The following is an 11,669-nucleotide window of genomic DNA, read 5'->3' as shown; positions in this document are numbered from 1 at the left end:
GTAAACGGAAATATAGCCTAGCGTAGCCCACTGTCGGCGGCCTTGCTAAGGTGCGACGTCGAGAGTGCGGCCGTCGGCCAGTTTGGCGTGTACGCTGTGGGGCGCCACGCCGCCGAAAGGTTGCGCGCTGAAATTGGCGGTCAGGGTCGATCCGTCGCTGAACGTCGTCTGTTGCACCCAGCCGTCCCGATCGAGCCAGCGGAAGTCGGTTAACGCTTTATCCCACAAGGCTTGATGCAGCGGCCGGAAGGCGGCATCGGCGCGTTTTATCGCCGGTAAGCGCGCCGCCAGAGTGGTGCGGCTCAGGTGGAACATCGGCGCGGTGTTGTACAGCTGGCTGAGCAGGCTGCGGGTGGTCTGAACGTCGCTGAACTTCAGATTGTCGTAATTCCAGTGGTGGCTGCTGACGATAGCATCGTGGAAAACGGCCTGGTACAGCGGCAGGCGGTAACGCGGATCGAATTCGACGGTACGGTAGGGCTGTTTCACTTTGGCGGGGCGGAAGAAAAACGCCGGTTGGGCGTTGGGCCACCAAGCGCCGAGATAATAGGGCGAGGATTTATCCTGATTCATCTGTTTATCTCCCCAGCCGAATCCCCAGGTTTCCATGCCGTGGGCGAACATCAGGCTGCGCGCGGTCACTGCGTTGCCGTCCTCTGAGCCCAGCGGCAACTTAAGGGTGGCGCCGAACCAGGCGAGCCGGGCGTTGCGGGCTTCGGCCATCTGCGCCGCGCCGGTTGGGTGGTCGGGCTGATAGTCGTCGGACACCATGCCGGTGCCGTCCACATCGAGAAACAGGCTGTTCAACCCGGCCAATTGCACCAGTTCGCGCATGCGCTGTTGAGAATAGGGCAGGACACAGCCTGGATTGAGGTAATAACCCTGTTTACCGAAGCCGGGTTTCCTGCTGCCGTCTGCACGCACGATGGCGCAGGATTCCCGCAGCGTCGTCGGCAACTGCGCGGTGAGCCAGCTGTCGTTGACGCCGCGCGCGATGGCGGTATCGTAGGAGTCGTAGCTGGCGATCAGATAACCGGCCGCTTTGGCGGCGGCTACCGCTTGCGGGTGCAGGAAGGCGGCGGTCCAGTTATCGGTGCCCAACCACAGGCGCGGCAAACCGGCCTGGCGCAGCGCGTCGATCACCGGTTTGGCCAACCCTTGCCCCCAACCGTCCGCTGGGGTTAACCAGCGTCCCAGCTCCCGTTGCGCCAGCGCCCGCACTGCGGCGGCCTGGCGCTGCTGCGCCTGCAGAAAGTCGGCGTCATCCGGCGTCGCGCCAAGCGCGAACTGCGCCGTCAACGCCCGGTTGATGCCGTCGATCAGGGGCTGTTGTTGCCAGCCCTCCGGCGTTTTTCCCGCCAGCCGCAGCAGCAAGCTTCTGCTCTCGGCGTCCATCTTCTGCCGCAGCGCTTCGGCGGCGGGAGAAGCGAAGTAGTGCAGTAATCCCGGCCAATCCTTGACATCTTCCGCCGCCAGCAATTGGTCGCCCCACAGATAGATATGGGTAGCGCCGATCAACTTTTCGCCTTCGGGCGCCTGCTGGATCTTCTCGCGCAGGCTGCTGAACCGGCCGTTTTGTTGCAGATAGTCGCGGTAACGGCGGGCGCCGGACAGCGGGGCGTTGCCGACGTGCAGCAGCACCTCGAATGCCTGTTGTTGATTGAAGCGATTGAATTGGTGGCTGGCGCGCATCGCCAGCTTTTCCTGCGCGGTGGCGAAGGCTATCTGGTTACTGAACGGCGTCAACATCAGCCAGCTGTAGACCTTACCCTGGTGTTGCAGGCTCCACAGCGGCAGTTTCAGATCCCAGTTGGTATCCAGCGGCGTCATTTCCGTCGTCAGGTAATGACGCCAGACCGCGTTGTCCAGCGGGATGCGGCTGCCTTCGCCGATCGGCAACAGCAGCGTTTCCCCCTGCGGCATACGATACCAGTTCAGGGTTTGCGGCCGATCGCTGCTGAAGCTCAGGCGCAGATCGCCGCCTTCCAGACGGGCGCTGACGTTGATTGCGCGTTGCGGCCATCGCCAGCTGGCGCGTCGTGGCGTTGCGGTAAGATCCGTTACCTGCTGCGCAGGCTGCGCCAGATTGATCGGCACCGGGCCTGCGGCGATATGCAGCGTGGCAGGGTCGAGTTCAAATTGCACGTCGCCTTGCTGCAGCAGTAAGGCATCGGCGGGAAAACTGATGAGCAGCGCCAGCGCGAGCGGGGAAAACCGTTGTTTCATCAGGGGCGTCCTTGGAAGATGAAAGAGGGCAGTTTACCGATAAGCGCACTGTCACCCAATGTCGCCATCTTCTATTTGTGACATCGAAATATAAACGCCGTATTCCAGTTTATTTTTCGTTTAATAAATTAGCCTTTACTTCATTACCCGACGTCACTATACTCAGCCAAAATTTCAGTGGAGAAACCCAATTGGACAGTTGTAGTTGTAATAAAACAAATAAGGCAAGCTGACCAATTCTCTTCTGATTTGTTGCTTGCCGTTATCGGCGGGCAGCACCCCTCTCCAGTTATTTCTGAGCTGTGCATACCCGAATAAGAAACGTTTCCTGATGCCTGACGGTTTCAGGTGAATTGAGTTGGACGTTATTATGGTATTCTGCAGCCACAGCCTTTTCCCTCCAGGCACAGCACGCTGATTCGCTGATTTATTTTCAGCGCGATTTCGCGTGTGCTAAACAGCACATGATTTTATCTCCTGCGGTTAATTAAGGGGACAGTCATGGCTATGACTCCTTTCGTTTTGAATTTATTGCTGGCGATGTGCCTGGGCGCGGTCATTGGCGCCGAACGCCAGTGGCGCCAACGCATGGCCGGCCTGCGCACCAATGCGCTGGTGGCGACCGGCGCGGCGGTCTTTATTCTCAGCTCCATGTCCACCGATCCGGCCAGCGCCGGCCGTGTGGCGGCGCAGATCGTATCCGGTATCGGCTTCCTCGGCGCCGGCGTGATCATGCGTGAAGGGCTTAATATTCGCGGCCTCAATACCGCCGCCACGCTGTGGTGTTCGGCGGGGATCGGCGTACTGTGCGGCCTGGGCCAGCATTGGGATGCGGTGGTCGCTACGCTGGTGATCCTGTGCGCCAATATCCTGCTGCGCGAAGCCGCGCAGCGCATCAATCTGCAGCCGCATCAGCAGGCGACCGATCTGGAACTGTGCTATCGCATTCAGGTGACCTGCGGCGAGCAGGACGAAATTCTGGTGCGCACCTGATCCTGCAGGCGCTGAACGGCGTCGCCTTGCGGCTGCAATCCTTGCGCAGCGCCGATATTTCGAGCCCGGGACAATTGGAAGTGTGCGCGGAAATTACCGCTACGCCGGCCGCGCAAAAAGAAATCGAAGGTATTGTCTGCCGCGTCAGTCTGGAAAAAAGCGTGAGCGCCGTTCGCTGGCGCGTCGCGTCCGAATTACCGGTCTGATTAATGATATAAATATTGATTAACTTGATTATATGTTCAGGTTTATTCATGCACGCCTTGAATAACGCTGAGCATTAAGGAGGCGTTATGGACGATGACCCCGGAAGGAAAATGATTCCAGCGTGGCTGACAGGGTAATTCCGCCATTTAGTCACGCTAATAAAAAATTCCAAGCTGCGCATAGTCACCTGTTTATCGGGCGGGGCTTCGCTGTGCGCAGAACTAAAATAAGAGAATAGCGTTATGACTCAGATTAATGAAAGAACGCGTCGCCGTGATAAAGACGCGGTGACCTACGCCATTGCGCAAGAGGCCACCAACAGCATCGCTCAAACGCTGGCGAACCTGAAGTGCAACCGCAACGGCTTGACCCAGGACGACGCCGATGAGCGGCTGGAGCAGTTCGGCGCCAACCAGGTCGCCCATGACAAGGCGCCGCATGCCCTGATCCAGCTGATCAAGGCCTTCAACAACCCGTTTATCTTCGTGCTGATGGTGCTGGCTGCGATCAGTTTCTTTACCGATTATTGGCTGCCGCTCCAGAGCGGTGAAGAAACTGAACTCACCGGCGTCATTATCATCCTGACCATGGTCACGCTGAGCGGGCTGCTGCGTTTCTGGCAGGAATACCGCACCAACAAAGCGGCGGAAGCGCTGAAATCGATGGTGCGCACTACCGCCACGGTGCTGCGCCGCAGCAGCTACAGCGCGCATCCGCTGACGCTGGAAGTGCCGATCCGCGAACTGGTGCCGGGGGATATCATCCAGCTCTCCGCCGGTGACATGGTGCCGGCCGACGTGCGTCTTATCGCCTCGCGCGATCTGTTCATCAGCCAGGCGATTTTGACCGGCGAGGCGATCCCTATCGAGAAATACGATGCGATGGGCAACGTGGCGCAGAAGTCGAGCGAAGGGGAAGTGTCCAGCGAGAACGCGCTGCTTGAGCTCTCCAACATCTGTCTGATGGGCACCAACGTCGCCAGCGGTACCGCTACGGCGGTGGTGGTGGCGACCGGCGGGCGCACCTACTTCGGCTCGTTGGCCAAGTCGATCGTCGGGACACGGGCGCAGACTGCGTTCGATCGCGGGGTGAACAGCGTCAGCTGGCTGTTGATTCGCTTCATGCTGGTGATGGTGCCGGTGGTGTTGCTGATCAACGGCTTCACCAAAGGCGACTGGAGCGAAGCGGCGCTGTTCGCGCTGGCGGTGGCGGTCGGCCTGACGCCGGAAATGCTGCCGATGATCGTCAGCTCCAACCTGGCGAAAGGGGCGATCGCCATGTCGCGTCGCAAGGTGGTGGTGAAGCGTTTGAACGCCATTCAGAACTTTGGCGCCATGGACGTGCTTTGCACCGACAAGACCGGCACGCTGACCCAGGACCGCATCATTCTCGAGCACCACATCGACGTCAACGGCGCCAGAGATAACGAGGTGCTGCACCTGGCCTGGTTGAACAGCTTCCATCAGAGCGGCATGAAGAACCTGATGGATCAGGCGGTGATCCGCTTTGGCCGCGGCAAACCGGGGATTGAAGCCCTGGGGCGTTTCAGCAAGGTGGATGAGCTGCCGTTCGATTTCGTGCGCCGCCGTTTGTCGATCGTGGTGGCGGATGAGAATGGCCGCCAGCAGCTGATCTGTAAGGGCGCGGTGGAGGAGATGCTGGAGATCGCCACCCACGTGCGCGAAGGCGATCAGACGCTGGTGCTGGACGACGCGCGCCGTGCGGCGTTGCAGGCGCTGGCCCGCGAATATAACGAAGACGGTTTCCGCGTGCTGGTGCTGGCGACGCGCGAGCTGGATGCGCAGCGCCCGGCCGAAGCGCTGAGCGTGGCCGACGAGCGCGATATGGTGGTGCAAGGGCTGCTGACCTTCCTCGATCCGCCGAAGGAGAGCGCTCAGCAGGCGATCGCCGCGCTGCAGGAAAATGGCGTGACGGTGAAGGTGCTGACCGGCGACAACCCGGTGATCACCTGCAAGATTTGCCGCGACGTCGGGCTGGAGCCGGGCGAGCCGCTTTCCGGGCTGCGGATTGAACAGATGGATGACAAAGAACTGGCGCGCGAAGTGGAGCAGCGCACGGTCTTCACCAAGCTGACGCCGCTGCAAAAATCGCGGGTGCTAAAAATGCTGCAGGCCAACGGCCATACCGTCGGCTTCCTCGGCGACGGCATCAACGATGCGCCGGCGCTGCGCGACGCCGACGTCGGCATCTCGGTCGACACCGGTACCGATATCGCCAAGGAGTCGGCGGACATCATCCTGTTGGAAAAGAACCTGATGGTGCTGGAAGAGGGGGTAATCAAAGGGCGCGAGACCTTCGGCAATATCATCAAGTACCTGAACATGACCGCCAGCTCCAACTTCGGCAACGTGTTCTCGGTGCTGGTGGCGAGCGCCTTCATCCCGTTCCTGCCGATGCTGGCGATCCACCTGTTGATTCAGAACCTGATGTACGACATTTCTCAGCTGTCGCTGCCGTGGGACAAGATGGACAAAGAGTTTCTGCGCAAACCGCGCAAGTGGGACTCCAAAAACATCGGGCGCTTTATGCTGTGGATTGGGCCGACCTCGTCAATCTTCGATATCACGACGTATGCGCTGATGTGGTACGTATTCGCCGCCAACAGCGTGGAACACCAGGCGCTGTTCCAGTCCGGCTGGTTCATTGAGGGGCTGCTGTCGCAAACGCTGGTGGTGCATATGTTGCGCACCCAGAAGATCCCGTTCATTCAGAGCACGGCGGCGCTGCCGGTCTTGCTGACCACCGGGTTGGTGATGGCGCTCGGCATCTACATTCCGTTCTCGCCGCTCGGCGCCCTGGTTGGCTTGCAGCCGCTGCCGTGGGAATACTTCCCGTGGTTGGCCGCTACGCTGGTCAGCTACTGCGTGGTCGCACAGTTGATGAAGCGTTTCTATATCCGCCGCTTCGGCGAGTGGCTCTAAGCCGCCTCGGCGTTCACTTCGGGGGCGAAATTCTTCGCCCCCGCACCGCTACAGCAGTTTGTTGACCAGCAGGCCGAGCATGATGGTCAGCGTGAAGGAAAACAGCGTGCCGAGCAGCACATACTCGGTACGCATCTTATCGTCACTTTGGCGCAGATCGCCGAAACGGAAGATAGATTTGGCCGCCAGCAAAAAACCGATCGCCGGAATTTGCCCCAGCAGCACAAAGGTCAGGATCAGCGTTCTTTCCAGATAGCCAATCTGTTTGCCCGCGCGCAGCAGCGAATCGTTGTCGGCCTTGGCCGAAGGCGGCATTTGCGGCGTCCAGCGCGCCAGCAGTTGCCCAATCAGCAGGCTCATCGGCAGATAAATCAGGCTGTAGGCCACCAGCACCAGGCCGGTTTGCCAACTCCCCAGTTGCCGTCCCAACGCCGCGAGCAGTTCACCGGCATTCGGCGTCAGCCCCAGCCACAGCAAGGCGATCACCGCCAGATGCAATCCCTGATCGAGCAGAAAGCTGCGGGCCGGGCTCAGGCGGTTCATGGCCGTGACTTTCAGCAAATCGATCAGGTAGTGGCTGACGGCGATAACCAGCAGGCTGACCAGCACCTGCAGTGAAGACAGTCCGCCGTGCAGCAGGCCGAAACCGGCCACCACCCAGGCGGCCAGCACCCCATGCAGCAACGCGTGCAACAGCAGAAAACGCGAACGCGCGCGATGTTGGATTTTATCTTCCACCCAACTCAGCGGCTGCAGTGGAAAATCCGCCAGCAGATGGACGATCAACAGCCAGGCCAGTAAAGGCGCATAGGTCAGATCCATAGTCAGACGATCCTGTTAATGGCGTGAATAAACCGCATGATCTCCTCATAGGCCGCGCGTTTGAGCGTGGCGGAGACCGTGGAAGCGGCTTTTTGCAGCTGCTCGGCTACGGCCGCGCCGCTGTCGGCGAACATTCTCGCCTGGACGATGCGCGCTTCGGTCTGCGACAAGCGGCCAATGACATGATCTAACATCGGCAGCAGATCGCTGACAATGGCGTTTGTCCGATCGTTGTCGGTTTTCAGAGCCAGGCGGCAATTTTTCGTCATGGCGTCCAGCGCGCTGCCGGAGTTGATAAAGGCGCTGCCGTAACCGGCGGCGTCGGGCCGTTGGCTACCCAGCCCGACGGCGATGCGCGCATCCCAGTGCGCGGCGCCCATCGCCCGCAGCGCAGTGCGAACATACACCGCCAGCAACAGCCCGTCCTCCGGCGCGGCCTGCGCCTGGAAGGCATCGCCGCGAAAGATTTCCACCTGTCGCAGCCGCCCGTCGCGCTGCAGCCGATCGAGCAGGCTGTGCAGCCCGTTGAGGTAGTTGACGGTGTCTGACCGGCGAGAATCGACCAGATCGCCGCTGATTACGCTGATTGGCGTCGGCATGGCGTGATCCGTTGTGGATGGGGGATGACTATAAATTCGCACCTGAATACGAATATGTCAACAATTCGTCTCTAAAGGCGAATTTTCCGGGTGTTGGTCGGTGGAGGCGAAACGTCGGGGGCGAAGAGAAAGGGAGAGAGACGGCCGGGAATGCGCGGACCTGTCAGGCCCGCCACCGGCGGCGTAGACGGAAAGAGGCCGGCGACCGGCCGTTCAGAAGCTTTTGACCAGCACGTCACGCGGCATTTCACTGCCGTGTTTCAGCAGGTGCTCAAACGATCTTTCGCTGCTTTTCAGCTGCTGCAAAAACTCCTGCGGCGACAGATCGTGCTTTTTGCCGCTCATGTAAGCCAGCGCCAGTTCTTTTGCCTGATAGCGGGAGAAATTGTACATAGTGTCCTCGATACGGTGAATGTCAGTGCTCACGATTGTAGCGAAAGAGCACATAATGAATAGCCGCTTTGGCGTATGGAATCGATAGCCGAAACTTAACTTGCCGGTTGCAACAGCTCATCGCACAGGCGTTTGATGACCTGGGTTTGCGGCAGGCCGTTGTGCAACATCTGGCGTATATGCTCCGAATCGCTGATGCCCCGGCGCACATGGCGCTCGACCGCCTGCAGCACGGCCCGATCCTCCTGCCGCTCGGCGAAGCCGCTCAGCGAGTCGAGGGTGTGCAGGATATGTGCGGTCAGGCTGCAGCGGCGCAGCGTGGCGGGATCGACGTATTCGGCGGCGAAACCGCTGCGATAGGCGTTGATCTTGTTGTAGTTGGTGAAGGCATCGTACTCCGGCGCGATCGGCGTGCGGTGTTGCAACAGAAAATCGGCCAGCAGACGGCAGTAGCCGACCAGCAGCGTGGCGTGCGCGAGGCGCAGCGGCGTATCGCAGATGCGGATCTCTACCGTGCCCAGCTCCGGTTTCGGCCGCGCATCCCAGTAAATATCCTTGACGCTGTCGATGACGCCGGCGGCATGTAGCCGGTCATAGTAGGCGTTGAATTCGCGCCAGCTGTAGATGTGTTCCAGGCACCCGTAATTGGGGAAAGAATTCTGTGCGCTGAAACGGGAGCTGGCAAAGCGCGTATCGACGCCCTGGTACAGCGGTGACGAAGCGCTGAGCGCGATCAGCTGCGGAAAATAGGGCGTCAGCGCATGGCACAGGTACATCGCCTCGTCTCCGTCGTTGACGCCGAGGTGGATGTGTTGGCCGAATACGCAGGCCAGCTTGGAGAGATAGCCAAAACGGCTGGCCAGCTGCCTGTAGCGCGCGTTGTCGCTGATGACCTGCTTGCGCCAGTCGTTGCTCAGGTGGCGGCCGCCGCCGCAGACGTCACAGCCCTGGCGCCGTGCGCTGCGCCGGACGGTATCGGTCAGGGCGCGCAGCTCGGCGTGCAGCGCATCGAGATCGCGGTGCACCGAGCTGTTCAGTTCCACCATCGACTTGGTGAGCTCATGTTTGACGCGTCGGCGGTCGCCGACCGCGCTGACCACCCGGTCAGCCCGATCCGTAAGATCGTAGTGCTCGTCATCGACCAGCTGCAGCTCTATTTCGGTGCCGATGGAGAGTCTTTCCGACGGTTTGAATGTGAGCGGCATGGCGCCTCCTTCCCATAAAAACAGCGTAAGATAAGTATAAGTTGTTGGTCTGGGGATAACGCCTTGCGTTTTATATTTGCTTTTTCGAATATGAAGGTGATATTTTCACGAGCGATTTGTCGAGCAGATAAAGGTTAACGGGAGTGCGACATGACGTCATTGACGCCGCTGAAGCTGTTTAAAAACTTGTCGGATGAGACGCGTCTGACGCTGGTGCTGGTGCTGCGCCACGCCGGCGAGCTGTGCGTGTGCGAGCTGTCGGGCGCACTGGCGCTGCCGCAGCCAAAAATATCAAGACATCTGGCGATGCTGCGTGAAAGCGGGCTGTTGCTCGATCGGCGCGATGGCAAGTGGATACATTATCGCCTGTCGCCGCATATGCCGGTCTGGGCGGCGGCTATTATTGAGCAGGCTTATCAGTGCCGATCAGAACAGATGATGGAGTTGGCACAACGCGCGGCGAAAGGTTGCCCGTAACGATAAAAAATTTGCCCTAACATATTCGAAAAACCATATATGTAAACTTGAAGAAGCAGCGAGGCGGCGATGATAGTGGCGGGGACAATCTTTATTCTGACGTTGATTTTGGTGATTTGGCAACCGAAAGGGCTGGGCATCGGTTGGAGTGCGTCGATCGGGGCGGGATTGGCATTAGTGAGCGGCGTGGTGCACGTCGGTGATATTCCCGTGGTGTGGCAGATAGTCTGGAATGCGACCGCGACCTTCATCGCCGTCATCATCATTAGCCTGCTGCTGGATGAAAGCGGCTTCTTCACCTGGACCGCCTTGCATGTCGCACGTTGGGGCAACGGCAAAGGTCGATGGTTGTTTACCTACATGTTGCTGCTAGGGGCTGTAGTGGCAGCGTTGTTCGCGAACGACGGCGCCGCGTTGATTCTGACGCCGATCGTGATCGCCATGCTGTCGGCGCTCGGTTTTCGTCCTGCTGCCGTGCTGGCTTTCGTCATGGCGGCGGGCTTTATCGCCGATACTGCCAGCCTGCCGCTGGTGGTGTCCAACCTGGTAAATATCGTTTCAGCGGATTTCTTCCGGCTGGGCTTTACGGAGTATGCGGCGGTGATGGTGCCGGTCAACCTTGCCGCCGTCGCGGCGACGCTGGTGATGTTGCATCTGTTCTTCCGCAAGGATATTCCGCAGCGCTACGCATTGACGCGTTTACCGGTGCCACGGGAAGCGATTCGCGATCGCACGACGTTTCGGACCGGCTGGGCCGTATTGGCGCTGTTGTTGATGGGTTTTTTCGCCCTGGAGCCGCTCGGTGTGCCCGTCAGTTTGGTCGCCGCTTGCGGCGCCCTGGTTTTGCTGGCGGTGGCGAAACGCGGGCGAGCGATCGATACCGGTAAAGTGTTGCGCGGGGCGCCCTGGCAGATCGTCATTTTCTCACTGGGCATGTATCTGGTGATCTACGGGTTGCGCAACGCCGGTTTGACCGATTGGCTTTCCGGTGTGCTGGACGCGTTGGCACGGCAGGGGCTGTGGGCGGCGACGTTTGGCACCGGTTTCCTGAGCGCATTTCTCTCTTCCATCATGAATAACATGCCGACGGTATTGGTGGGGGCGTTGTCTATCGACGGCAGCAGTGCGGAAGGCGTCATCAAACAGGCGATGATTTACGCTAACGTTATCGGCAGCGATCTCGGCCCCAAAATTACCCCGATTGGCAGCCTGGCGACGTTACTGTGGCTGCATGTGTTGGCACAAAAGAACATCGTCATTACCTGGGGCTATTATTTCCGCGTGGGGCTGGTGATGACGTTACCGATTTTGTTTGTCACCCTGGCCGCGCTGGCATTGCGGCTGTCCGTTTTGCCCTGACCGGAGAAACCGTCATGAGCGACATCAAGATTTACCATAACCCGGCCTGCGGCACGTCGCGCAATACGTTGGCGTTGATCCGCAACAGCGGCGTTGAGCCAGAGGTGATTTTGTATCTGGAAACGCCGCCAAGCCGCGAACGATTGATTGCGTTGCTGGCCGAAATGGGCATGACGCCGCGCGCGTTGCTGCGCAAAAACGTCGAGCCTTACGCCGAGCTGAAGCTGGACGAAGCCGACTGGCGCGATGATCAACTGATCGATTTCATGCTGCAACAGCCGATCCTGATCAACCGCCCCATTGTGGTGACCCCGCTCGGCACGCGTTTGTGCCGTCCGTCGGAGGTGGTGTTGGAGATTCTGCCGGATCCGCAGCGCGGCGCCTTCAGCAAAGAGGACGGGGAGCCGGTGATTGATGCGCAGGGCCACAGGATAACCAACGGCTAA

The 11,669-nt window shown here is 59.6% G+C and carries 9 protein-coding genes and 1 pseudogene; 5 read left to right on the top strand and 5 right to left on the bottom strand.

Features of this window, described 5'->3' with window-relative positions; translation table 11 throughout:
- Positions 1–45: 45 nt before the first annotated feature.
- On the bottom strand, positions 46–2,226 hold the full coding sequence (locus ITX55_RS17030) for a glycoside hydrolase (RefSeq protein ID WP_108681024.1): 2,181 nt from the start codon (positions 2,224–2,226) through the stop codon (positions 46–48).
- A gap of 501 nt (positions 2,227–2,727) precedes the next feature.
- Here ITX55_RS17030 and ITX55_RS17025 point away from each other — a divergent pair.
- Together ITX55_RS17025 and mgtA are read left to right on the top strand one after the other, a co-directional pair.
- Positions 2,728–3,425: pseudogene (locus tag ITX55_RS17025) on the top strand (MgtC family protein).
- A gap of 243 nt (positions 3,426–3,668) precedes the next feature.
- Complete coding sequence (gene mgtA, locus ITX55_RS17020; protein ID WP_108681022.1) at positions 3,669–6,368, top strand: magnesium-translocating P-type ATPase; 2,700 nt, start codon at positions 3,669–3,671, stop codon at positions 6,366–6,368.
- A gap of 48 nt (positions 6,369–6,416) precedes the next feature.
- Here the strand turns inward: mgtA and ITX55_RS17015 are convergent, their stop codons facing one another.
- The 4 genes from ITX55_RS17015 to ITX55_RS17000 form a co-directional block, all read right to left on the bottom strand.
- Positions 6,417–7,190, bottom strand: coding sequence for a DUF3307 domain-containing protein (locus ITX55_RS17015; protein WP_072627404.1), 774 nt, complete (start codon positions 7,188–7,190; stop codon positions 6,417–6,419).
- Between the two features lie 2 nt (positions 7,191–7,192).
- Complete coding sequence (locus tag ITX55_RS17010; protein WP_047025424.1) at positions 7,193–7,789, bottom strand: hypothetical protein; 597 nt, start codon at positions 7,787–7,789, stop codon at positions 7,193–7,195.
- A gap of 213 nt (positions 7,790–8,002) precedes the next feature.
- Entirely contained in the window at positions 8,003–8,182 is a 180-nt protein-coding gene (locus ITX55_RS17005) for a hypothetical protein (protein WP_004935085.1), read from the bottom strand.
- 95 nt (positions 8,183–8,277) lie between these two features.
- On the bottom strand, positions 8,278–9,387 hold the full coding sequence (locus ITX55_RS17000; protein ID WP_108681020.1) for a YbdK family carboxylate-amine ligase: 1,110 nt from the start codon (positions 9,385–9,387) through the stop codon (positions 8,278–8,280).
- Between the two features lie 150 nt (positions 9,388–9,537).
- Between ITX55_RS17000 and ITX55_RS16995 the strand changes: the two genes are divergently transcribed.
- The 3 genes from ITX55_RS16995 (at position 9,538) to arsC (ending at position 11,669) form a co-directional block, all read left to right on the top strand.
- Positions 9,538–9,864 (top strand): metalloregulator ArsR/SmtB family transcription factor, encoded by a 327-nt coding sequence (locus ITX55_RS16995; protein ID WP_108681018.1) that lies wholly within the window; start codon positions 9,538–9,540, stop codon positions 9,862–9,864.
- Between the two features lie 69 nt (positions 9,865–9,933).
- On the top strand, positions 9,934–11,223 hold the full coding sequence (locus tag ITX55_RS16990) for an arsenic transporter (protein ID WP_042784908.1): 1,290 nt from the start codon (positions 9,934–9,936) through the stop codon (positions 11,221–11,223).
- Positions 11,224–11,237: 14 nt separating this feature from the next.
- Positions 11,238–11,669, top strand: coding sequence for a glutaredoxin-dependent arsenate reductase (gene arsC / locus ITX55_RS16985; RefSeq protein WP_108681016.1), 432 nt, complete (start codon positions 11,238–11,240; stop codon positions 11,667–11,669).

The sequence above is a fragment of the Serratia sp. EWG9 genome (assembly GCF_019913725.1).
Lineage (GTDB): Bacteria > Pseudomonadota > Gammaproteobacteria > Enterobacterales > Enterobacteriaceae > Serratia > Serratia ureilytica.
This window is presented reverse-complemented; position numbering and strand designations above follow the sequence as displayed.

What these genes read in the sequence shown, in the direction of transcription:
- ITX55_RS17030 (WP_108681024.1), bottom strand. Translation starts at nt 2,226, where the DNA reads ATGAAACAACGGTTTTCCCCGCTCGCGCTGGCGCTGCTCATCAGTTTT.
- mgtA (WP_108681022.1), top strand. Translation starts at nt 3,669, where the DNA reads ATGACTCAGATTAATGAAAGAACGCGTCGCCGTGATAAAGACGCGGTG.
- arsC (WP_108681016.1), top strand. Translation starts at nt 11,238, where the DNA reads ATGAGCGACATCAAGATTTACCATAACCCGGCCTGCGGCACGTCGCGC.
- ITX55_RS16995 (WP_108681018.1), top strand. Translation starts at nt 9,538, where the DNA reads ATGACGTCATTGACGCCGCTGAAGCTGTTTAAAAACTTGTCGGATGAG.
- ITX55_RS17010 (WP_047025424.1), bottom strand. Translation starts at nt 7,789, where the DNA reads ATGCCGACGCCAATCAGCGTAATCAGCGGCGATCTGGTCGATTCTCGC.
- ITX55_RS17000 (WP_108681020.1), bottom strand. Translation starts at nt 9,387, where the DNA reads ATGCCGCTCACATTCAAACCGTCGGAAAGACTCTCCATCGGCACCGAA.
- ITX55_RS17015 (WP_072627404.1), bottom strand. Translation starts at nt 7,190, where the DNA reads ATGGATCTGACCTATGCGCCTTTACTGGCCTGGCTGTTGATCGTCCAT.
- ITX55_RS16990 (WP_042784908.1), top strand. Translation starts at nt 9,934, where the DNA reads ATGATAGTGGCGGGGACAATCTTTATTCTGACGTTGATTTTGGTGATT.
- ITX55_RS17005 (WP_004935085.1), bottom strand. Translation starts at nt 8,182, where the DNA reads ATGTACAATTTCTCCCGCTATCAGGCAAAAGAACTGGCGCTGGCTTAC.